Source organism: Microbulbifer elongatus, from assembly GCF_020524885.1.
Taxonomy (GTDB): domain Bacteria; phylum Pseudomonadota; class Gammaproteobacteria; order Pseudomonadales; family Cellvibrionaceae; genus Microbulbifer; species Microbulbifer elongatus_A.
Genome location: NZ_JAIVKJ010000002.1, coordinates 851,947 through 874,459 on the forward strand (window position 1 = coordinate 851,947; position 22,513 = coordinate 874,459).

21 protein-coding genes are annotated in these 22,513 nt (G+C 56.6%); 8 read left to right on the plus strand and 13 right to left on the minus strand.

Annotation, left to right across the window (positions count from 1 at the left end):
• Positions 1–82: 82 nt before the first annotated feature.
• The 3 genes from LC059_RS11060 to LC059_RS11070 form a co-directional block, all read right to left on the minus strand.
• Positions 83–757 (minus strand): cupin domain-containing protein, encoded by a 675-nt coding sequence (locus LC059_RS11060; protein WP_226703909.1) that lies wholly within the window; start codon positions 755–757, stop codon positions 83–85.
• Positions 758–953: 196 nt separating this feature from the next.
• Complete coding sequence (locus LC059_RS11065; protein WP_226703910.1) at positions 954–1,562, minus strand: HD domain-containing protein; 609 nt, start codon at positions 1,560–1,562, stop codon at positions 954–956.
• A 35-nt stretch (positions 1,563–1,597) separates the two neighbouring features.
• Entirely contained in the window at positions 1,598–2,371 is a 774-nt protein-coding gene (locus tag LC059_RS11070; RefSeq protein ID WP_226703911.1) for a class II aldolase/adducin family protein, read from the minus strand.
• A 106-nt stretch (positions 2,372–2,477) separates the two neighbouring features.
• Here LC059_RS11070 and LC059_RS11075 point away from each other — a divergent pair, with 106 nt between their 5' ends.
• Positions 2,478–3,173: a Crp/Fnr family transcriptional regulator gene (locus LC059_RS11075; RefSeq protein ID WP_226703912.1), complete on the plus strand. Its 696-nt coding sequence runs from the start codon at positions 2,478–2,480 to the stop codon at positions 3,171–3,173.
• 77 nt (positions 3,174–3,250) lie between these two features.
• On the opposite strand, the gene LC059_RS11080 is transcribed toward LC059_RS11075, so the two are convergent.
• From LC059_RS11080 to LC059_RS11090, 3 genes are all read right to left on the minus strand, one after another.
• The gene (locus tag LC059_RS11080; RefSeq protein WP_226703913.1) at positions 3,251–4,306 is read right to left on the minus strand and encodes an alpha/beta hydrolase; all 1,056 of its coding nucleotides are present in this window, start codon (positions 4,304–4,306) and stop codon (positions 3,251–3,253) included.
• 95 nt (positions 4,307–4,401) lie between these two features.
• Entirely contained in the window at positions 4,402–5,316 is a 915-nt protein-coding gene (locus tag LC059_RS11085; protein WP_226703914.1) for a bile acid:sodium symporter family protein, read from the minus strand.
• Between the two features lie 338 nt (positions 5,317–5,654).
• Positions 5,655–5,858, minus strand: coding sequence for a hypothetical protein (locus tag LC059_RS11090; RefSeq protein WP_226703915.1), 204 nt, complete (start codon positions 5,856–5,858; stop codon positions 5,655–5,657).
• 855 nt (positions 5,859–6,713) lie between these two features.
• Between LC059_RS11090 and LC059_RS11095 the strand changes: the two genes are divergently transcribed.
• Positions 6,714–8,195 carry a DEAD/DEAH box helicase gene (locus LC059_RS11095; RefSeq protein ID WP_226703916.1) on the plus strand — a complete coding sequence of 494 codons (1,482 nt, stop codon included), beginning with the start codon at positions 6,714–6,716 and terminating at the stop codon, positions 8,193–8,195.
• A 70-nt stretch (positions 8,196–8,265) separates the two neighbouring features.
• Here LC059_RS11095 and LC059_RS11100 read toward each other — a convergent pair whose 3' ends face one another.
• Both LC059_RS11100 and LC059_RS11105 read right to left on the minus strand, forming a co-directional pair.
• Entirely contained in the window at positions 8,266–9,573 is a 1,308-nt protein-coding gene (locus LC059_RS11100; RefSeq protein WP_226703917.1) for an amidohydrolase, read from the minus strand.
• 88 nt (positions 9,574–9,661) lie between these two features.
• Entirely contained in the window at positions 9,662–11,263 is a 1,602-nt protein-coding gene (locus tag LC059_RS11105; protein ID WP_226703918.1) for an AbgT family transporter, read from the minus strand.
• Positions 11,264–11,321: 58 nt separating this feature from the next.
• Here LC059_RS11105 and LC059_RS11110 point away from each other — a divergent pair, with 58 nt between their 5' ends.
• The gene (locus LC059_RS11110) at positions 11,322–11,507 is read left to right on the plus strand and encodes a hypothetical protein (protein WP_226703919.1); all 186 of its coding nucleotides are present in this window, start codon (positions 11,322–11,324) and stop codon (positions 11,505–11,507) included.
• Positions 11,508–11,574: 67 nt separating this feature from the next.
• On the opposite strand, the gene LC059_RS11115 is transcribed toward LC059_RS11110, so the two are convergent.
• Positions 11,575–12,324, minus strand: a complete 750-nt coding sequence (locus LC059_RS11115; protein ID WP_226703920.1) for an OmpW/AlkL family protein — start codon at positions 12,322–12,324, stop codon at positions 11,575–11,577.
• 230 nt (positions 12,325–12,554) lie between these two features.
• On the opposite strand from LC059_RS11115, the gene LC059_RS11120 reads away from it, so the two are divergent.
• Positions 12,555–13,262, plus strand: a complete 708-nt coding sequence (locus LC059_RS11120; protein WP_226703921.1) for a glutamine amidotransferase-related protein — start codon at positions 12,555–12,557, stop codon at positions 13,260–13,262.
• A 174-nt stretch (positions 13,263–13,436) separates the two neighbouring features.
• On the opposite strand, the gene LC059_RS11125 is transcribed toward LC059_RS11120, so the two are convergent.
• Genes LC059_RS11125 through LC059_RS11135 form a run of 3 tightly spaced genes read right to left on the minus strand, consistent with a single transcriptional unit; the run spans position 13,437 to position 15,850 of the window.
• Positions 13,437–13,985, minus strand: coding sequence for a thioredoxin family protein (locus LC059_RS11125; RefSeq protein WP_226703922.1), 549 nt, complete (start codon positions 13,983–13,985; stop codon positions 13,437–13,439).
• 58 nt (positions 13,986–14,043) lie between these two features.
• On the minus strand, positions 14,044–15,012 hold the full coding sequence (locus LC059_RS11130; RefSeq protein ID WP_226703923.1) for a questin oxidase family protein: 969 nt from the start codon (positions 15,010–15,012) through the stop codon (positions 14,044–14,046).
• Between the two features lie 16 nt (positions 15,013–15,028).
• Positions 15,029–15,850 carry an MOSC domain-containing protein gene (locus LC059_RS11135; RefSeq protein ID WP_226703924.1) on the minus strand — a complete coding sequence of 274 codons (822 nt, stop codon included), beginning with the start codon at positions 15,848–15,850 and terminating at the stop codon, positions 15,029–15,031.
• Between the two features lie 312 nt (positions 15,851–16,162).
• Here LC059_RS11135 and LC059_RS11140 point away from each other — a divergent pair, with 312 nt between their 5' ends.
• The 3 genes from LC059_RS11140 to LC059_RS11150 all read left to right on the plus strand — a co-directional run bounded on the left by LC059_RS11140 (position 16,163) and on the right by LC059_RS11150 (position 19,540).
• Complete coding sequence (locus LC059_RS11140) at positions 16,163–17,101, plus strand: SMP-30/gluconolactonase/LRE family protein (protein WP_226703925.1); 939 nt, start codon at positions 16,163–16,165, stop codon at positions 17,099–17,101.
• Positions 17,102–17,242: 141 nt separating this feature from the next.
• Positions 17,243–18,958 carry a diguanylate cyclase gene (locus LC059_RS11145; RefSeq protein ID WP_226703926.1) on the plus strand — a complete coding sequence of 572 codons (1,716 nt, stop codon included), beginning with the start codon at positions 17,243–17,245 and terminating at the stop codon, positions 18,956–18,958.
• Between the two features lie 48 nt (positions 18,959–19,006).
• The gene (locus LC059_RS11150; RefSeq protein ID WP_226703927.1) at positions 19,007–19,540 is read left to right on the plus strand and encodes a DsrE family protein; all 534 of its coding nucleotides are present in this window, start codon (positions 19,007–19,009) and stop codon (positions 19,538–19,540) included.
• A gap of 17 nt (positions 19,541–19,557) precedes the next feature.
• On the opposite strand, the gene LC059_RS11155 is transcribed toward LC059_RS11150, so the two are convergent.
• The gene (locus LC059_RS11155; RefSeq protein ID WP_226703928.1) at positions 19,558–20,073 is read right to left on the minus strand and encodes an NYN domain-containing protein; all 516 of its coding nucleotides are present in this window, start codon (positions 20,071–20,073) and stop codon (positions 19,558–19,560) included.
• A gap of 182 nt (positions 20,074–20,255) precedes the next feature.
• On the opposite strand from LC059_RS11155, the gene katG reads away from it, so the two are divergent.
• Positions 20,256–22,490, plus strand: coding sequence for a catalase/peroxidase HPI (gene katG, locus LC059_RS11160; RefSeq protein WP_226703929.1), 2,235 nt, complete (start codon positions 20,256–20,258; stop codon positions 22,488–22,490).
• The last annotated feature ends 23 nt before the right edge of the window (positions 22,491–22,513 follow it).

Genomic DNA, 22,513 nt, shown 5'->3' on the forward strand with positions numbered 1-22,513 from the left:
GACCGTTGGTAGGAAATGATTAAATCAGCCAATCCGATACTGCTCATTATCGATGTTCAGATTGCAATTGATGCACTCGGGGTTATACCCCTGCCATCAAGTGCCCCGTTTTGACATAGATTAGCGCGCCATCTTCCTTCGTAAACGGCGTATGCTGGCTGAGGTGCGGGCTTCTCAGCCAGGAACCTTTCGGGTAGCTGCCGTGTTCGTCGTGAAAGGTGCCTTCCAGCACGAAAATTTCCTCTCCGCCCCAGTGTTGATGGCGGTTAAATCGGGTGTTTGGTGCCCACTTTACCAGCGCCACATGTTCGCCGCGGAAGTCGTGTAACGGCATTACCTGTAGTCCATCCACTAACCCTGGAAGCCAGGGCTGTGTGTTGGTATCTATCACCGTCTGCCGAGTGTCTTCTGCGTCGAACTGGTGCAGCTTGACAAAGATGGTGGCGCCCTCTTCACCGATTTTAGGAGTGTGGGAGGTGCCAATGGGATTGCGCACATAGCTGCCCTTCCCATAGGCCTGATGCTCATCGGAAAAGACGCCTTCCAGTACGAAAAACTCCTCACCTCCAGAGTGTTCGTGGGGTGAAAATTCGCTGAATGGTCGGTAACGCACGATGGATGTTGCTCTGGCAACCTCGTCACCAATTCTGTCCAGCATCATGCGCTCGACGCCGGGCATCGGCGAATCTACCCACTGGTACTGATCCGGACGAATCACTACGCGTTGACTGAAATCGGCATTAATGCGCGCTGCCATAGTTGCCCCTTCTAATGTTCGGAAAGCTCTCACACTGGATCAGGGCGATCTTCTCAAGTCAACGAGTGATTCTCAAGAGTGACCAGTTCCCCCTAAACCCAGGTGAGTATACGTCCGATTGGCGGCATCTTCTCAGCAGTGGTCACAGATCCTATGAAGTTTCACTGGACTCAATCTACAGCAGCTCCATCCAAATTTACGCTACGTCGTGATTCGCGTGTTCGAGTGATTGCATGTAGAGTGATTTTCTCGGTTGCGCGAACACACGTTTGAGCATGGGCTCGAAGAACGACAGCGGCAGGGTTTCTCCCTTTGCATCGAACGCCGGCGCATCGTATTTGGAAATGAATTCTAGGGTGCGCGCGTAGTACTGATGCTCGCGGAAGTTGTCCCGCAGGTTGCGGTCCATCCCGAGATAGTGAAAGAAGTAATAACCCTGGAAGATGGCGTGATGTTTGATCATCCAGTGGTTAGCGTCACTGACGAATGGCTCGAGTATCGCGGCGGCGACATCCGCATGATTGTAACTTCCCAGCGTGTCGCCGATATCGTGCAATAGGGCGCAGACAACATATTCCTCATCTTTGCCATCGCGATAGGCAAGCGTGGCTGTCTGCAAGCAGTGCGTAAGGCGGTCAACGGGGAAGCCACCAAAGTCACCTTCCAGTAACTTGAGATGCGCAATGACCCGGTCTGGTAGCTCGCGAGCGTAGGGGAGAAAGGCATCTGCAATGCACTTCCAGTCTTCGGCGCTGCCGTTTTCCATATGGGTAAATTGGGCGCGGGGGGGTAAGGTTTGTTCCATGCTGAATTACCTTTTTATTCTAGATGTTGGAAAAGTTACTTGCGGTAGCTGGGATCGATACGATCCAGTTTGCGCAGCAGCCCCGGCCAGGCGATCTTACCGCCCTGGTTGCTGGTAACTTTGTTCCCCTCGCTGACAATTTTGTCGATGATAGGCTGCGGCACTGGTGTCAGGGGGCGGTCGCCTGCTAGGGCTGCCACCTGGATTTCGCAGGACTTTTGCAGGATAAACATGAAAAGGAATGTGTCTGCAATGGAAGAGGCGCAGGTAAGCAGTCCGTGGTTGCGCAGAATCATAAAGTTGGCGGATCCCAGGTCTCTGACCAGCCTTGCTTTTTCGTCCTCACGCACGGCGATTCCCTCGTAGTCGTGATAAGCGAGACTAGAGAGCGGGAACAGGGATTGTTGCGAAAGCGGCAGCAGTCCCTCGCTGTGGGCGGCGACGGCTACCCCTTCCACCGTGTGCGTGTGCATTACGCACTGTGCGTCTTCACGCGCCTGGTGAATACAGCTGTGGATGGTGAAGCCGGCCGGATTGACCGGGAACGGGCTGTCATCCACCTTGTCGCCATTCAGGTCGATCTTGACCAGACTGGAAGCGGTAATCTCTTCAAACAGACAGCCAAAGGGGTTGATCAGAAAGTGGTGTTCGGGCCCGGGAATTCGCACTGAGAGATGCGTAAATACAATTTCGTCCCAGCCGTAGTGGGCGATCAGCCGGTAGGCAGCGGCGAGATCAACGCGTAACTGCCACTCTTCCGCACTTACTTTTCCTTCAAGCGATGGTATTGCATCCAGGTTCTGCACCATGAGGAACTCTCCTTCATCGGTTTGTTGTTATGCTTTGGCCTTTAGTTTAAAAAGCAGCAACCAGTGATGACTGTCAATTTTTTTACACTTCGGCTGATATCACCCTATGAGTGACACCTTTTCCATTCTCGAAACCTGTCCGCTGCTCAGTGGCCTCGGCGATGAGGCGAAGCTTGAGTTGACCAGTCAGTGCCGCTCTCGCAATTACGCGGCGGGGGAGATCATCTATCTGCCCGGCTCGCAGCAGAGTTCCCTGTGTATCATTGCTTCCGGGCGGGTGCGCATATGCTCGAGTAATGTCAACGGCCGGGAAGCGATACTGGCGATACTCGACGTAGGGGCCTGGATTGGGGATACGGTATTTTCTCCAGGTATGCCGCGGGTGTTCGGGGCCACGGCACACGAAGAGTGCCGGGTGGTCGAGATTGAAGGTGAAGTACTACGATCTGTGCTGCAAGCAAATCCAGAGGCGTACCCGATTGTGCTGGATCAGGTCAGCCGGCGTCTCTGGTCAGCAATGTCGGTGATACAGGATGATGTGCTGCGGGGGACCGAAGCGCGTATCGGGCGGCGCTTGCTGTTTATGGCGCAGATGCACAATCGCGGTGAGCCGGCTGGAAATACGACCGTTCGCTTTGCGCTTACCCGTGAGCTCCTCGCCAATATGATGGGGATGACCCGGCAGGGAGTGCACGGGGTATTGAAAAGTATCGAGGCGCAGGGGCTGGTGGAGTTTGCTTACGGACGGGTGACAATACCCGATCCAGTCCGTCTGGCGCGTTACCTTGATGGACTGGATTAAACCCATATGTCTGGAATACGGGGGCGGTCAGAAAACCCCCGTGATTGCGAAGATCCGGTGTCGGCCCGGGTACCGCTTCAGTCCAGGTGCATGTGAATAAATCGAATCATATCGTTTAGCGTACCTGGCGCGTCTCGATCAAAACAGTTGCCGAGATACTCGTTACACCCATTGTCTAGAAATGCGTGATTCTTCCCCGCATACTCCCTGTACTCCACTATCTGCCCGGCCGCTTTCAGCTTTTCCGCAAATGCCTGTACCGCCTCGGGCGGTGTTGTTGTATCCCTGCTGCCAACGTGCACAAAAAACGGTGGCAGTTTGCGTTCGCGCGCATCGGGAATCCGATGAATCGGCGAGGCCGCGCGGTACAGCTCTGGGTGGGTGTCGATACTATATTCGCTGCCAAATACACCGCGCGGTTCGGCGCCGCCCATTTTCCAGAAGCCATTTGCGGCGGACTCGAATCCGTTTTGCGTCCTGGCATCCATGTCAAATACGCCGTAGCTCGGTATCGCGGCCTGTACCTCCAACTCTCCGTTTTCAGCAATCCCCTCCGGGGTTTTCCCGGTGGGGATGTATGTCGGTTTGAAAGCCAGATTCTCTGGCGTGAAATCCTGGCTGCTGAGGTTGTGTGCAGCCAGTACGACCATGGCGCTCAGGTGGCCGCCGGCACTGTCGCCGGTGACGGCGATGCGCTGCGGGTCGCCTTTGTACTGTGATATATGCTCTTTCACCCACAACACACCACCGAGTGCATCTTCCACGATGTCGTCCAGTGTGGTGGTGTTGCCGTTATCCCCCAGCAGGCGGTAGTTCATGTTGGCGACCACGAATTCGCCGTGCTTCGCCAGATACCTCGCGGTGGACTCCATGATGCTGTTGTCGTTAATCAGCCAACCTCCACCGTGGTAAATCACCACTACCGGGTAGTTTTTGCGCCCGCTATTCGGCACAAATATGTCGGCAGTGAGGGTTTTGGATCCGGCTTGTACCCAGGGGATGTTTCGGTACTCGATGAGGGCGGTCGCCTTTTCTGTAGACGGTGCGGGCGGGCTTGCAGCGATTGCAGAATGCCCCAGGAGAAGCGACAAAAACGCAAATAGCAATGACTGGAAAGGCGATGTCGGGATCATGAGTGGCCTCATTTTTTACGATGAGGCCACTCTACGGGGCATTCTGGGGAAATGCCAGATTGCAGATTCCAGGCTTTAGTTGCCGGGCTTCCCGACTATCCCGCCTCGGCGGGGCGGGTGGCTTCTTCGGCAGTTGCCGCGACCTTGTGTGCTTTTGCCAGACGGCGTCCATAGGCTGCCAGTAAAAAGCCGAGCGGGAACATAATGACGCCGTAGATGGCCGAGGGTACCGACATGTTGCTGGAGTGCAGCAGGGTCAGCGTAACCATCAGGCCGAGGGTGCCATTCTTGATCCCCAGCTCTGTAGCCACCGCAAGGCGCTCCCGGGTGCCCAAGCCCGCGGCACGGGTGCACAGCAGGCCAATGGCAATACCCAGGATATTCAGCGCGAGGGTGGCGGGCCCGGCCTGGATCAGCAGGTCGACAAAGCGATCGCGCATACCGTAGACGATACTAACGATCAGTCCGGCGAGCACCAGCCCGCCAAATATGCTCACCACGCCCTCGGCTCGCGCCGCCAGCGCCGGCCATAGGGCTTTGACGCCCATGCCAGTGATTACCGGCAGCAGCACGATCAAAGAGAGCATCAATACGGTTTTCCCCAGTGGCAGGGTGATTTCTTGCTGGGTGCCAAAATAGAGCTTGAGGGCAAAATTGGCGAACAGCGGCAGGGACATGATGGTCATCAGGCTGGCGGATACGGTCAGCACAATGGAGAGTGCGACATTCCCTTTCGCCAGCAGGGTAAACAGGTTGGATGTGGTGCCGCCGGGGCAGGCAGCAATGATTACCAGGCCCACCGCCATTGCAGGAGGCAATTGCAGTGCCCAGGCCAGCGCAAACGCGGCCAAAGGCATCAACAGGATCTGGGCAATGGTGCCGAGGACAAGGCCGGTGGGCTTGACGGTGACTTGGTGGAAGTCCCGTGCGGTAAGCGTCATGCCGATACCGACCATGATGATAAACAGGGAGATCGGCAGACCAATCGAGATCAGGGGACCGGATTCCATGGGAACCTCCAACTTATTATTAGGTATTGTTTTTTTATAGCCCAAATTCTTTGCGTGCGAAGCCGGGCCCATCGCTGGTGTCATTCTAGGTAACCCTTTCACGCACAGAATGTCAAAAAATTGACATTTGGTCCCGGTCAGAGCCGATAGCAAGGAGCACGTGAGAATTAGGTGTGCGGTCAGTCGCTCAGTGAGGAGTCAGTAAGGGAAAGCCGCGGAAGGGGACAGCGGATTACGCGACTAAAAGGGCAGGATCGGTAACCGATTCCTGCCCTGAAATGTGTCAATGTCGGAACGGGAAACCCCGCACCGTCCTTTGTGCGTGGTCAGGCTCGCGATCAGTGCAGTTGCAGGCTGTAGCGCAAGGTGGTGTAGTCGTGCGGGTCTGCTTTGCAGTCAAAACCCAGCTCCCGCGCTACGTGGTCGATGGCGTTGTTGCCGGCGGACTCGATGGAATAGATCTCATCCAGTCCATCGGCCTTGGCGGCGTCTACCAGTTCCCAAAAGTAACAGCTTACCGAGTCCGGCGTTCTGCCAGTCATCGGCAACCACCACGGCACACTCGCAAGAGTGTCCATCTGGGTCACAGGCAAAGTTGGCAACGCCGACAGCGTGCAGTAACCCGGAGTCATCCTCGTGCAACGCAATGAATGCCTCATGCTGCGCGTCATTATCGGTGAGGATACGCATCAGCTGTTGGCTCACTTGCCCGATGCCGCCGAGAAAGCGCATGCGGCTGGAATCTGGAGACAGGCTTTCGATCAGTTCCCGCTCCATGTCGCCGTCCGAAGCTCTCACCGGACGAATACTGACGACGCGACCATCGCGCAGGGTATGCTGCGTGCTCGCGGCATATGCCGCTCGCGACGGCCCTCCCGTCGATGTTGATGAAGTGCGTGTCGTACCAGACATAATGTGACCTCCCCCGGTTACGGATAATTCAAAGAAAGTCTACGGTCGGCTAACGTTAGCCGACAGGTTCCACAGTACTAAGCGCGAGAATAACCCCAGAAGATGCCCCAAGTGCGGTTGTGCAAATAAAACTGGGCAGTCTGCCGCGCTGTGTTATAGTGCCGCGGCTGGCGTGACTGCCAGTTGCGTCATCTGTAGGCCGGAGCGACTTCCGGCTCATTTCTGGAACACTGTACTAACTGGTGTGTCCGATTCCTCTCTACTGAATGCCGCACCCAGCCGAAAGAGAATTTTCGGCTAACGCCTTTGGCGGCAACCAATCTCACTCCGTGGAACATCGGCCCTGACTCTGAACATGAATCATGTGAAACATGAAAAGGGGCGCGGCGGAATGAGCATTTCAAATTTTTGCCGGGAGCGACAGGCTCCCGCTTAACGTAGGTCGACGTGATTGTTCCGGCGACTGCACTCAAGTAAGAATTTCTATGTTATTTGAAGATCTCGGCCTTGCGCCGGAAATTGCCCGCGCTGTTGCGGAGCAGGGCTATACCAATCCGACCCCGATTCAGGAGCAGGCCATTCCCGTTGTTATGCGCGGCGGTGACGTAATGGCGGCGGCGCAGACCGGTACCGGTAAGACTGCCGGTTTTACCCTGCCGCTGTTGCACAAACTGAGCGCCGGCGAGCGCGCGCGCAGTAACCAGGTGCGCGCCCTGGTACTGACGCCTACCCGCGAGCTGGCGGCGCAGGTGTTCGACAATGTACAGAGCTACAGCCAGTACCTGCCCATGCGCCACTCCGTGGTGTTTGGCGGTGTGAAAATTAATCCGCAGATGATGCGCCTGCGGGGCGGTGCGGACATCCTTGTTGCCACGCCCGGCCGTCTGCTGGATCTGTACAACCAGCGCGCGATCAAGTTCGACAAGCTGGAAACCCTGGTACTGGACGAAGCCGACCGCATGCTGGATATGGGTTTTATCCACGACATCAAGAAAATCCTGCGGGTGCTGCCGCCCAAGCGCCAGAACCTGCTGTTCTCCGCAACCTTCTCTCCCGAAATCCGCACTCTGGCCAAGGGCCTGGTAAATGACCCGGTGGAGATTGATGTAAGCCCGCGCAACAGTACTACCAAGACAGTGCGCCAGAAGCTGCACCCTGTGGACAAGTCTCGCAAGGCGACTTTGCTGTGCCACCTGATCAAGGAAAATGGCTGGCACCAGGCGTTGGTATTCAGCCGGACCAAGCACGGTGCCAACCGTCTGGCCAAGCAGCTGGAACAGAGCCGGATCCCGGCGGCGGCGATTCATGGCAACAAGAGCCAGAACGCGCGCACCAAGGCGCTGGCGGATTTTAAAAGTGGCAAGGTACAGATCCTTGTCGCTACCGATATTGCCGCGCGCGGTATCGATATCGACCAGCTGCCGCAGGTGGTGAATTTTGACCTGCCGAATGTGCCGGAGGATTATGTGCACCGTATCGGCCGTACCGGCCGTGCCGGCGCGTCCGGTCAGGCGGTTTCCCTGGTTTCCGCGGATGAAGCCAAGCAGCTTTGGGATATCGAAAGGCTGATCAATAAGCCAATCGAGCGCGAGGAGATTGAAGGTTTCGAGCCGGATCATCAGCTGCCAGCATCCGGTGGCAAGCCGGGTAAGGGCAACCAGGTGCGTCGCGGCGGCGCCAAGCCGGCGGCGAAACGCGGTGGCGGAAACAGCAGCGGTAACCGTAACGGTAACTCTTCAGGCGGTGGCAACCGCGGTGAAGGAAATCGCAGCGAAGGAAATCGTGGTGCTGGTGGCCGCAGCGAAGGCAACCGAAATGGTAGTCGCGCTGACGGCAGCCGTGGAAACGGAAGCCGTCGCAGTGGTGCAGCTTCCGGAAACGGTAACAGCGGTGGCAACAGTAATGGCAACAAGGCCAACGCTGGCAACCGCCGTCGTCGGCCGCAGCGGCGCACCGAATCTGCGTAACTGCTAAGCAACAAAAAAGGCGATCATTGATCGCCTTTTTTGTGTCCGCGTTTTTGTGCCCGTTTTACGACTACTGGTTTTTCTGGCTGTCGAAATAATCCAGCGCCAGTTGAGTAATCGCTTTGGTGCCGATCGCCAGTGCACTTTCATCCACATAAAAACGTGGAGAATGGTTGCTAGCGGCGGTGGCCGGATTGGTGCCTTGCGGGGTTACCCCGAGGAAGTAATAGAAACCGGGAATTTCATTGGCGAAGAAGGAGAAGTCCTCGGCACCGGTAATTTTCGGGATCACCATAACCTTGTTGTCACCGGCCGCAGCTTTCAAGGCGGGGATGGCGGCTTCGGTCAGCGCGGGGTTGTTGACGGTTACCGGGTAGCCTTCAAGAATCTCCACTTCCGCTGTCGCGCCGCTGCTTTCGGCAATTTTCTCCGCCGTTACTTTAAGGCGCTTGAAAATCTCCTGGCGGTTATCCATATCGAAGTTGCGGATGGTGCCGTTCAGGTAGACGCTGTCGGGAATGATGTTGTTGCGCACACCCCCGTCGATCACGCCGTAGGAAACGACCGCGGGTTCCTTGGTGATATCGATCTGGCGGCTGACCAGAGTCTGGGTGCCCATTACGATTTGTGCCGCGGCGGTAATCGGGTCGACGCCGCCCCAGGGGCGGGAGCCGTGCGTCTGGCGACCTTTTACATTGATACGGAATTCGTCGGAGCTCGCCATCAGTGGCCCGGAGCGGTAACCGATCACGCCCACTGGCAGGCTGGAGGTAACGTGCTGGCCAAAGGCCACTTCCGGTTTGTATTTTTTGAACAGGCCCTCTTTCAGCATCAGCTCCGCGCCACCTTCCTCACCATCCGGTGCGCCTTCTTCTGCGGGTTGGAATACAAACAGAACGTTACCGGCCAGTTCATCGCGCATACCCGCCAGTACCTGGGCCGCGCCCATGAGCATGGCCACGTGGGTGTCGTGGCCGCAGGCGTGCATTACACCGACTTCCTCGCCGTTGTATTCGGTCTTGGCTTTTGAGGCGAAAGGAATATCCACCTGTTCGGTTACCGGCAGCGCATCCATATCCGCGCGCAGGGCAATGGTGGGGCCAGGCTTACCGCCCTTGAGCAATCCGACTACCCCGGTGTGGGCAACTCCGGTTTCCACTTCCATGCCGAGGGACTTCAGGTGCTGGGTAATGTACTTGGCGGTTTCGAATTCCCGGTTACCGAGCTCCGGGTTCTGGTGCAGATGGCGACGCCACTCGATGACGTTTTGCTTGGTTTGCGCCAGGCGCTTGTCGGCATCGGTGGATTGCGCGAGGGCAGGGAGGGCGCTGGCGGCTGCCAGTGAGGAAAGGGTAAGGGCTATTAGCGTTTTTTTCACCTGTGAGGTCCTGTGTTGCAGTGCATGACAAGCTTTAGAGCAAACCATGCACTGCCGCAGGAATCAATCCTCACATTCCTCACATTCCTCACATAGTGAAGTAGGTAGCCGCGCCTGGTCCCACCGGCATGCCGGCAACAAACACCCACAGGAAGAACAGTGCGGTCCAGCCGATAAAGAAGAAGATCGAGTAGGGGATCATGGTGGCAATCAGCGTGCCCATGCCCAGATCCTTTTTATAGCGGGTGGCAAAGGACACGATCAGGCCGAAGTAACTCATCATCGGCGTGATGATATTGGTCACCGAGTCGCCGATCCGGTACGCCGCCTGGATCACTTCCGGGGCATAGCCCAGTAGCATCAGCATGGGCACGAAGATCGGCGCGGTTACCGCCCACTGTGCCGAGGCACTGCCCAGGCTCAGGTTCACGATGCCGCACATCAGGATAAAGAACACGAACAGCAGCGGGCCGGTGAGGCCGATGCTCTGCAGGGCCTCTGCACCCAGTACCGCAAAGATGGTGCCCAGGTTGGTCATTTTGAAGAAGGCCACAAACTGCGCGGCGAAGAACACCAGCACGATATACATGCCCATGGTGCCCATGCTCTTGGACATCGCATTGATCACGTCGCGGTCGTTATTCATGGTGCCCACGGTCTTGCCGTAGACGAAGCCGGGAATCGCAAAGAACACCACGATCAGCGACACAATGCCTTTCAGGAACGGCGAGCCGGCCACGGCACCGGTTTCCTGATTGCGCAGCACGCCCCACTCGGGAACGATGGTGAGTGCCAGCAAACCACTGACACCCAGTACAGCGAGACCCGCGTACTTGAGGCCGCGTTTCTCTTCGGCGGTAAGCTGGGTCATTTTGTCCTGGGACAGGTCGACGGAGGCCTCGCTGTTATCGTACTTGCCCAGCTTGGGTTCAACGATTGACATGGTCACCCAGCTGCCCAGGGCGGTGATCAGGAAGGTGCTGAGGATCATGAAGTACCAGTTAACCTCAGGGCCCACCACATAGTTGGGGTCAATCATATGGGCGGCGGATTCGGTGATGCCGGACAGCAGCGGGTCCACGGTACCCAGCAGCAGGTTGGCACTGTAGCCGCCGGATACGCCGGCGAAGGCCGCGGCCAGGCCGGCCAGGGGGTGGCGGCCTAGGGAGTGAAAGATCATCGCCGCCAGCGGGATCAGCACCACATAACCGAGCTCAGAGGCGGTGTTGGAGATGATGCCTGCGAACACCACAATCACGGTCACGGTGCGCTTGGATGCCTTCAGTACCATTCCGCGCACGGCGGCAGACAGCAGGCCGGAGTGCTCGGCAATACCCACGCCGAGCAGGGCTACCAGCACGGTGCCCAAGGGGGCAAAGCCGGTAAAGTTGGTAACCAGAGTGGTGACGATTGTCCTGAGTCCCTCACCGGACAGCAGGTTGACGACGTGGATGACCCCATCGGCGGCACGGCCAGCGGCGCCGACCGGACGCGGGTCTTCAACCGATAGCCCAAAGAAAGAGGCGATACCGCTCAGGATCACCACGCCGACCGCAAACATCGCGAACAGAGTGATGGGGTGGGGAAGCAGGTTACCCAGCCACTCGACGGTATCGAGGAAGCGGGTAAAGGCGGTCTTCTTGCCAGAGCCGGCGGGCTGGATGTCACTGGGGGAGGTGGATGTCGTCATTATTTCTCCTGTGTCTGGCCTGCCGGCTAAATATTGATCAATTGGCGCGCAATCATACATGAAAAATGACAGCGATGCCTTTGGGGGCGGCGAAACCGTTCTTTATTCTCCGGATATGCAACTTTTGGGCAATGTTCCGCCCAATTATCAGCTTATAAAAGGACATGTTGCCAGTTTGCTGGCGCAGAAAGTAGGACCTGTCAGCTGTGCGGTGGGCTCAAGGCGCTGGGTTGGAGAGGTGTAGGGTTGTAGAAGTGTAGGGTTGGCGGGGTGTGTGCGGGCACAGGGCCCGCACCGAGTAGTGGCAGGAATCAGAACTTGTAACCCAGGCCGATGGAATACACCCAGGGATCGATATCCACGTCGGTGGAGATCCGGGTGAAGGTGTCGCCACGGCTGCGGAAGTCGATCTTCGCCTTGGTGTCGATATCCAGATACCAGACCGCCGCATTGAACAGCCAGTTAGTGTCGCGACCAAACATGATGTCGACCCCAAGTTCGCCGGCGAGGCCCCAGGAGTCGTCCAGTCGCAGGTCCGCCCGGGTCAAAGCGCCAAGCTCATCCTCGAAGTATTCATTGGCTACCGTGCTGATCTTTTCATCCATAAAGGTGGTGAAGTTCACCCCGAGCCCCACATAGGGTTGTACCCAGGACTCCTTGCACACCGGGAACCACTGCACGGTAAGGGTGGGTGGCAGGTGCTCGATGCTGCCCAGGTCCACTTTGCCGAGCAGGTCGCCATCGGCGGTCGGCAGCCCCACGACGTCCAGGTCGTGCTCAAACGGCAGTGCCACCAGCAGGCCGAGGCCGAAGTGGTCGGCAAACAACCAGGTGCCGGTAAAGGTGGCGCTATCGCCATCGTCGACATATACGCGGGTATCTTCCAAATAGACTGTATTGTCGATCCGCAGCAGGTCGGAGTCGTCATCCGGGTCTACGAGCCCCCAGCCAATGCGGACAATCACGTCGCCCTGTTCGTAGTCGGCGAGGCTCTGGCTGGCGCCAAGGCTCGCCATGAGTGCAATGGCGGTAACGGTGACGGCCTTCCTGGCTGCTTTCATGGATTCGCTCCTTGTACTTCTCTCTAGGGGGGTAGACGAAACACTTTTAGTCTAGCCGGGAGTTTTATTGCGCAATATTTTTGCGTTTACTCTGGCGTCAGCCTGTTGCTGGTTGTCCATACTTGGGCCAGGGGTAATAATGTGATCACAAATATTTGGCGGTAAGATCGCGCCTGTGCGGTTATCTACTGTGTGGTTATGGCTGCGCAGAAATGGAGAGTGGAGCGGTTATGAAGATTGGTGTTCTTAAGACCGATGATGTGCGCCCCCAGTTGGTGGGGGAGTTTGGTGAATACCCGGAGATGTTTGCGGATCTGCTGAAGCGCGAGGATCCGAACCTGGAGTTTGTGACCTACGAGGTACAGCACGGGCACTACCCGGATGATATCGATGAGGTGGATGCCTATCTGATTACCGGCAGCAAGACGGGGGTCTACGACGATCAGCCGTGGATTGCGCCGCTAATGGAGTTTGTGCGCGAGCTGCACAAGCGGGAGAAGCCGACACTAGGGATCTGTTTTGGGCATCAGTTGATTGCCCATGCCTTGGGTGGTGAGACGCGCAAGTCGGAAAAGGGCTGGGGTGTGGGTGTGCATAGCTACGAGGTGCAGGAGACTCCAAGCTGGATGGTGGAGCCGCAGGAGAATTTCAGCCTGCTGGTGAGTCATCAGGATCAGGTGGTAACGCCTGCGCCGGGCACCAAGGTGATAGCGTCCAGTGATTTTTGTCCCTATGCGTTGCTGCAGGTGGGTGAGCATATGCTGACGATGCAGGCGCATCCGGAATTTACCAAGCCCTACTCAAAAGGTTTGATGGAGCTGCGCAAAGAGGTATTTGGTGAGGATATGGTAGAGAAGGGCAAGGACTCTCTTACCAACGATATTCACACCAGTGCAATGGCGCGGTGGATGCTGGCTTTTTTGAAGAGTGCTTCGTAGGTAGGAGAGCACTGTATTTAATTTGAGGCGCCAAAGCACTGGGTGTAAGTTTTTGAAACCGCTGTGAATACATCCATGTACGCTGCGTCGGCGACGTCCCTGTCGCCGACGCTTTCAAAAACTTACACCCAGCGCTTTGGCTTCAGCCAACCTGTCCTACTTCGTTGAAAAAGTTTATTTCCACTTGATATTGCAACCGATAGAAGGCACCTGATCTTCCGCCGGTTTCTCTCCCGCCAGAACCTTATCCACAGCCGCGCGTAAATCCTTCCCGTTCACTGGCTCATCATTTCCCGGCCGGCTGTCGTCGAACTGACCGCGGTAGGCGAGTTTCCCCTCTCCATCAAACAGAAAAAAGTCCGGTGTGCAGGCCGCATCAAACGCTTTTGCCACGGATTGATCCTCGTCCACCAGATACGCGAAGCGGTATCCCCGCGCGGCGACCTCCTCCTGCATTTTCGTCGGGCTGTCTTCCGGGTAGCTGGCAAAGTCGTTGCTGTTGATGGCGACGATGCCGAGGCCGGCGGGGAGGTATTGCTCGGCAAATTCCGACAGGGCGGCGGCGATGTGTTTTACGAAGGGGCAGTGGTTGCAGATAAACATGACCAGTAACGGTTTGCCGGCGTAGTCGTCGCTACTGACGAGGGTGCCGGTGGGGTCGGGCAGGGCGAATTCTGGCATGGGGGTGCCAAGGGGGATCATGGTGGAGGGGGTGAGGGCCATTGCCTGGGTCCTTAATTATTAGTAATAGATATCAGAGGTGATTGGTTTTTGGAGCGTATTAGTGAAAAATTTTCAGGTATCGAGCATCGCCATAGTAATGAAATTCTTCCAGTGCGCTGTACGCGAGTTTAATGACATGATCGTCATCACTGCGCAGCGCTGTCTCCCTGATTTCCGCCTGTTGCGGCCGAATATCTTGTATCTCATCTGACGCAACCGGCTGAATCGCTTTCGGCCCGGTACTCAAGTACGCAACTACCAGTCCCTGCCAGAAATAGCGCAGAGCCATCTCCTGATCGGTGCAGTAAGGGAGTATTAGTCGCAGTGCGTGGCAGCCGGTAACGCCGTGGAGCAGGGTAAAGTCTTTGGTTCCCAGATAGGCGGTGATGGCGACCTCGGCGATATCTTCCAGGCCGAGTAATTTTGGTTGAATCGGGGTTTCCATCCACCCCGGTTGACCGGTGACGGACTGCATGTGGTCGGCAATATTGCCCGGAGCAAGGGGAACGTCCGGGAACTGTTCGGCGACCTGGGTAATGCACTCTGCGGCAGTTTGGGGAACCTGCTCTTTGCTACTGGCCAATTCGTGGTAGTCGAGGTTCCAGTAGGCCAGCCCCATGGCGATTTCTTCAAGGTGGCGGGCATCGATGCCGTAGGCGGTGCGGATCAGGCCGTGGAAGGCTGCGGTAGCGATGGAAGGAAGAAGTGGCGGCAGTTCCTGCTGGAGGCATTTGGCGATGCCGAGGCATTTGAGTTGCTGTTCGTAGTAGTGCAGGGCGCTGGCAAAGCGGTCATCGCGGTTGCGGCAGTCGGCAACCTCCGAGACTTCTTTCACAGGGCTACCGGGGCGTGGCTGCAGGTGCGGGGTGCTGCGGTCGAAGGCGTGGCGCAGTTGTTCCGGGGTGGCCGTCATTTTATCGAGTGCGATGAGCACCATGGGAAGGTGGTTGGCAAGACGGTCGCCGTAGTGCACATGGTAGCGGCTGCCGGCTTCCAGCAGTTGCGCGCAGTCGCGGGTGATACTCATGGTGCTCTCTCCCCCTTCAGCTGACTTCCACTCGATCCCCCAAGTGTATGGTGACCGGATTCTGGTCTCCAGCCTGGCCTGCGGTGGCGGGCGCCAGATTCATTCCGAAGTAGATTTGACCATCTTCCCAGCGCCGATAGCTGGCGAGGGTACGTAACGGCTCTTTTTGCGCGCGACCGGTAAACGGATGCAGACCGGGAATGGCGCAGCGGGCGCAGGGGTGGGTGCAATCGAACACCAGTGGCCCGTCGTGGGTGTGGATTGTGAGCGTTTTCCAGTGGTCTTCGGCAAAGGGCTCGCAGCCGCTGACCACAAGGTTGGGGCGAAAGCGCAGCATGGATACCGGCTCTGGCAGGCGGCTGTTAAGGTCATCGAGGGAAGGCTGGCTGATTACCAGTAGTGGAGCTGCATCCGCAAAGCTTACCTCGCGGTCGGCGCGCGGCGCTTCCAGCGGGCGGCGGAATTCATCGCCCATGGCGACGAGGCGCACCGGGGATTGTAACTGCTCGCTCAGCCAGTGGGCGGCGTCGTCGCCGGCATCGCGCGCGCTAACGTCGTCACTCCAGACTCGTACGGATTTTAACTCTGCCTCACTGCCGGGCTGGCGAATTTCCAGCCGCTCACCTTCGGCATTTTCCAGCCGCACACCGTCGCCAATGGCGGTGGCTTTCAGCTGTGCCATGGCGCGCAATTTTCGTTGGGTAACGAACTGGTTGTCATGATCCACCAGCATCCAGCGGCGATCGTTGACCGCGCCGAACTGGTCCATGGGCAGCGACTTGCATTTGTGCCCCTGAAGGGATTTGACCGGGAAGTGATAGAGCGCGGAGATTTCCAACGTCTACTCCTTTTTAGAATGGGTTGCCCGTGAATATCGTGGAACACGCACAAGCGTAATGACAGAGGGCAGAATAAGAAAGCCTACCGGAGTGGCGATTCTGAATGGTGTGAGTGTTTTTTGCTCAGATTGCCCCTCTGTCCAGCACTCACTCCGCCGGGAGCGAGCAAAACCGTTGCCCGGTAGGCGATCAATGTTAACCTGTCAGGCAATACTTGCGGGTACCTTCCTTTTTCATCGGTTGCTGCACGAATATAGTGACGGGAGTGACTCCTCTAGTTCCGAAAACCATAATAATCCACGAGGGCGGTGATGCTGGATGTCGAGCGCATAGATGCAATACAGGTGAATAACACGCTGGGCGAGGGCGTGTTGTGGAACTCCAGGGAGAGTAGTGTCTGGTGGACCGATATTCATGAGAAAAAACTCTACCGGCTCACATGGCCTGAACGCGAGCTGGAAGTTTTTGACACGCCTGAGCGTTTGTGTGCCTTCGCATTCACCGATTTGGACAACTGTATTGTTGCTGCTTTTGAAACGGGCTTTGCCCTGTATGACTACCGGCAAGAAAAAGTTCTATGGAAGAAGTCGGTACTGCAAAAGGGCGGCGGCATCCGTTTCAATGACGGCAAGATCGATCGTCAGGGCCGCTTCTGGGCAGGCACCATGGCGGAAGACGGGCGCGAAGAGGCGGCCGGCATTCTGTATTGTCTCGATTCCAACGGCGTAGTCAGTCAGCACGCGCAAAATATTCATATTTCCAATGGCTGTTGCTGGGACGTCAGTTCCAGCCACTTCTATTTTGCCGATTCCCCACGGCGCAGTATCTACCGCTACAAGTTTGATCCACGCCGTGGCGATCTGGGCGAGCGCGAGCTGTTTGCGCGCACTGCACTTGGCATTTATCCGGATGGCGCTACGGTGGATTCCGAGGGTTACCTGTGGTCTGCCCAATGGCGAGGTGCTCGTATTCAGCGCTATTCGCCCGAGGGGAAATTGGCCGGCGCGATTCCGGTGCCGGTGAGCCAACCTACCTGTGTGACCTTTGGCGGAGCCAATATGGATCTGATGTTTGTTACATCGGCCCGTGAGTCCCTCCACGAATGGACTTTGGATCGCGAGAGGCTGGCGGGCAGCCTGTTGGTGTTCAAAACCCCATTTAAGGGTGTGATCGGTTTCCGCTTCAGCACCACTCAGCTGCTAAACCAGTGCGACGCAGTGCAGAAACCGTCGGAGCCAGTGACGGCATGAACCGTAAACAGGTCATACTCGAAAAAAGCCTTGGTATCAGAGCCACACTCTGTGATTTTGGTGCTGCTAAATGGCGCACATTTTGTTGTGGTAACATCGTTCGTCAATTATTAGAAGAAAAAGCGTGGAGACGTGGCAGCGATGCAATTCGCGAAGTGGATTTGGGGGCTGGTACTGATCTGTTCTTCAGTGAGTACCTGGGCGAAACCATTTGTGGTGGAAGAAGGGCTGCCCCCCCAGAGCCTCGCGCCCTACCTCAAGATCCTGGTGGATGAGCCCGGTAGCCTTGGTTTCCAGGACGTCCTCGGGGCTGACTCCCAAAAGCGTTGGCAGAGCAATGACAGTGATGGTGCCAACTTTGGCTTTAGTCCCGCCGCATACTGGGTGGCTATCACGCTACAAAACCCCACCGCATCGCCGATAGGGCTGGTTTTACGCCAGGATTATCCACTTATTGATCAGCTCGATTTCTGGCGCCCGGCAGCGGGTGACGGTTGGGTTCGGGTGGCAACTGGTGATCGTCGCCAGTTCGACTCCCGCCCACTGAATCTGCGCGACTTTGTATTTCCCATCACCCTGCCAGCCAATTCTATCCAGACTTACTATCTGCGATACCAGACAGCGGGCTCAATGAATATTGGTCTCAGTGTCAGCAGCGAAACCGCATTCCTGCCGCAATTGGGTAAAGAGCAGATATTACTGGGAGTCTATTACGGCGGATTCCTGGTGCTGGTGATTTATAACCTGTTCCTGTTTCTGGCGGTGCGTGACCGGGCGTATGCCTACTACATGGGATACGCCATCAGCTATGGTCTCTACTTCGGGGTGCACAATGGGGTTTCGTTCCAATATCTGTGGCCGGGAAACCCCTGGCTGGCGAACCAGAGTCTGTTGGTTCTGCTCGGCTTCACACTGATCTTCGGCATTCAGTTTGTGCGCACCATCTGCTCGGGCCCCCGCCTGGCTCCGCGTACAGATCGGGTTGCCCGTTGCTTCTTGTATGTGCTGCTGCCCTTGACCGCGATTGCGCCTTTTGCCAGTTACGGCCCGATGGTACTGACCCTTTCGATTTTCACACTGGTGCTGTCCATTCTGTTTATGGTGATGGGAATAATCAGCCTGCTGCGCGGCTCGGTTCCCGCGCGCTACTTCCTCGTGGGCTGGACTGCGCTGCTGGTGAGTGTGGTGATCTACATGCTGAAAACGTTTGGCCTGGTGCCTCACAACAGCTTTACCCACAATGCGTTCCAGGTAGGAGCACTGGTGGAGATGGTATTACTGTCGCTGGCGCTGGGGGCAAGGGTTGGGGAGATACAGAGACATGGTTATACGGACCAGCTGACAGGCCTGTTCAATCGCCGTCATTTTGATGAGCAGTTGCCGCGGGAGTTCGCCTTCGCTGCCCGCAGTGGTACCCCCCTCGCGCTGCTGATTTTGGACCTCGATCACTTCAAGGCAATCAACGATCGGTTTGGGCATGCCCGCGGTGATGCCGCGCTGTGTGCTCTGGGAGAGTTGATTAGGAAACAGGTGCGCAAACCCGTACTGGCTTGCCGTTATGGCGGTGAAGAGTTCGCTATTCTTTTGCCCCGCACAAACCGGGAGCAGGCGAGGGCAGTTGCCGAGCGTCTGGTCCGCTTGGTGGAAGAGCTTGATCTGAACGGCATGGCACTGACCGTGAGCGTCGGTGTTGCCGCCCGTGAAAGCGAAAATTACGTATCCGCAATCCAGTTGTTTGAGGCCGCCGATGCTGCGCTATACAGGGCAAAGCAGTCAGGCCGCAACCGGGTCGAGCTGGCGCCTTCGGATACAGAACCCAGTATCAAAGATTTATCTTTTGTCGCCTCTGCGCAGTAACGGCGCGAAAGACGGCAGTATCCCGAATACCCCAGAGGTAAATGCAACATGATGAAAGCAGCAAGCGCACTCTTCACTCTAAGTCTGATATCTCCGGTGGTATCATCTGCAGACTTTTCCACAGGACCGGTAATCAAAAATTATGGTGGGGTCGCCGAGGTCAAGCAGACAAGCCCGCTGTCCGGGAAAGAGCAGTTCAAAGTGGTGTTTGATGTGTCGGATCAGGGCGATAAGGGCAAAACAAACCGTCGCTTTGAAAGTCTGGCCCGCTTTCTGAACATGCAGGCTCGCGCCGGGGTGCCGCCAGAGCAAGTTGAGCTGGCGCTGGTGGTGCACGGAAAAGCGGGTTTCGATCTGCTCACCAACGCGCAGTACTCTGAAAAGTTTGCGGGCGACAACCCCAATACTCCATTGCTGGCAGAGCTGCAAAAGCATGGTGTGCAGGTGTATTTATGTGGGCAATCTGCAGCGTATTATGGAATCGATAATAGTCACTTGCTGCCCGGCGTAAACATGGCGCTGTCAGCCATGACTGCAAACGCACTGCTGCAGCAGCAAGGCTACACATTGAACCCGTTTTAGTCGTTTACCCATCGCAATCAGCGCAACAGCAATTCATCCTCAATCGGTACGAACTTGCTGGCTGCGCTGATGAGTGATGTCGCTGTCTGTGGCGCAACGCCGTATACCTCGACCGTCTTGCCGCGATTCACCCGTAGCCTCTCCACCAGCAGATCGAAGTCCCCATCACCCGAGACGAGCACGACAATGTCGGCCGTGTCACTGTGCTCCAACGCATCAATGGTAATTCCCACGTCCCAATCACCCTTGGCTGAGCCATCGGCCCGCTGGATATAGGGCTTAAGTTTCACCTCGAACCCAATCGCCCTGAGAATGTTCTGGAACTCGCGCTGCTTTTTATCGCCGCGGTCGATGGCATAGGCGATGGCTTTTGTGACCTGCCGCCCTTCGGTTACTTTCGCCCAGAACGCGTTGTAATCAAAATTTCGCTGGAATGCCTGCCGCGCGGTGTAATACACATTCTGAACATCGACAAAGATGGCGACTTTTTGTTTGGTGGGGGCATTGCGTTGGGGCGGGGATATCTCGGGCATTTAGCACTTTTTTTGATCGATGGATTAAAGCGGTCTATTAAGCTGATACGGAGCAGCTATTACATGCTTCGCTTAGATTGTAGTTGTTAATAAGGCCGATAATAACGTCTAATTTCTAGGTAATTGCTTGACCCTATAGGATCTCCTTGTCCGATAGAAGAGGCTATAAGGAAAGCAACCCAATGCTCAAGAAATCCCTTTCCCTGGTGGTAGCGATGGCTACCGTCATATCCGTCACCGCCAATGCCGCGTCGCCCAGCGAGCCCGTTTCCAATAACGAGGTAATGTCTAACCAGGACTGGTGGCCCAACCGCATCGACCTGCAACCTCTGCGAATGAACGCAGAAAAATCCAATCCCATGGGCGAAGACTTTGATTACGCCGAAGCCTTCAGCAAACTCGACCTTGATGCAGTCAAGAAAGATCTCAAGGAAGTCCTCACCACTTCCCAGGACTGGTGGCCGGCTGACTACGGTCATTATGGTCCATTCTTTATCCGTATGGCCTGGCACAGTGCCGGTACCTACCGTGTGTACGACGGTCGCGGTGGTGCCGGTGGTGGCCAGCAGCGTTTCGAACCGCAGAACAGCTGGCCGGACAACGTGAGCCTGGACAAGGCACGCCGCCTGGTGTGGCCGGTAAAGCAGAAGTACGGCAATGCGATCTCCTGGGCAGACCTGATGGTACTCGCAGGTAACGTATCGCTGGAGTCCATGGGCTTCAAAACCTTCGGTTTCGCCGGTGGTCGTGAAGACGATTGGGAAGCAGACATTGTCTACTGGGGTTCCGAGCGCGAGTGGGTTGGCAATGACAAACGCTTCAAAGGCGACGTTCTAGAAAAGCCGCTGGCTGCTGACCATATGGGCCTGATTTATGTGAATCCGGAAGGTCCCAATGGCAACCCGGATCCGATCGCTGCCGGTCACCGCATTCGCGACACCTTCGGCCGCATGGCCATGAGCGACGAAGAGACCGTGGCGCTGATCGCCGGTGGTCACACCTTCGGTAAAGCCCATGGCGCGCACAAACCGCAAGACTGTGTCGGCGCGGCGCCGGGTGGTGCTCCGATCGAGCAACAGGGCTTTGGCTGGGAAAACAAGTGTGGCAAAGGCCACTCCGAAGATACCATCACTTCCGGTCTGGAAGGCGCCTGGTCCGCCAACCCGATTGCGTGGAGCTCCCAGTTCCTGGATAACCTGTTCGGCTTCGAGTGGGTGAAAACCAAGAGCCCGGCTGGCCACACCCAGTGGGAACCGGAGAACGCCGAACAGGCGAAGTTCGTACCTGACGCACACGTTGAAGGCAAGCGCCACGCGCCGATGATGTTCACCACCGACCTTTCCATGCGCTTTGATCCCAAGTACAAGGAAATCGCCGAGCGCTTCCACAAAAACCCGGAAGAATTCCAGCAGGCTTTTGCCAAGGCCTGGTTCAAACTGACTCACCGCGATCTGGGGCCGCGCGCGCGTTACCTGGGTGACGAAGTACCGGCCGAAGTACTGAGCTGGCAGGACCCGATCCCCGAAGTGGACTTCAAGCTGATCAATGATCGCGACGTGAAAAACCTGAAAGCCAAGGTACTGGACAGCGGTCTGACCGTACCTGAGCTGGTGCGCACCGCATGGGCGTCTGCTTCTTCCTATCGAGGTACTGATATGCGCGGCGGTGCCAACGGTGCGCGCATCCGTCTGGCCCCGCAGAAAGACTGGGCTGTGAACAATCCACAGGAACTGGACAAGGTTCTGGCTGAACTGGAAAAAATCCAGAAGGAATTCAACGGCCAAACCTGGGGTAACAAGAAAGTGTCCATGGCGGACATGATCGTTCTCGGCGGTGCCGCTGCGATTGAGCAGGCTGCCAAGCAAGCCGGTTACGACGTTACCGTTCCGTTCAAGCCTGGCCGCAACGATGCCACCCAGGAAATGACTGACGTTCAGTCATTCGGTTATCTGGAGCGCAAGGCCGATGGCTTCCGCAACTACTACAGCAGCGACGCGCACATGATGCCGGTGGATATGCTGATCGACAGCGCCAACCTGCTGGATCTGAGCGTGCCGGAAATGACGGTGCTGGTAGGTGGCATGCGTACCCTGGGAGCGAACTACGACGACTCCAGACACGGCGTGTTCACCGACAAGCCGGGTACCCTGAGCAACGACTTCTTCGTGAACCTGATGGATATGGACACCAAGTGGTCCAAGTCTTTCAAGGAAGATGGACTGTACGAAGGCTTCGATCGCAAGACCGGAGAAAAGAAATGGACGGCCACTCCGGTGGACCTGATCTTCGGCTCCAACTCCGAACTGCGCGCTTTGTCCGAGCTGTACGCGACCAATGACAACGGCGAGAAGTTCGTAAATGACTTTGTTGATGCCTGGACCAAGGTGATGACCCTGGACCGCTTTGACCTGAAGTAATCCGATCTTTCACAGGGTGGAAC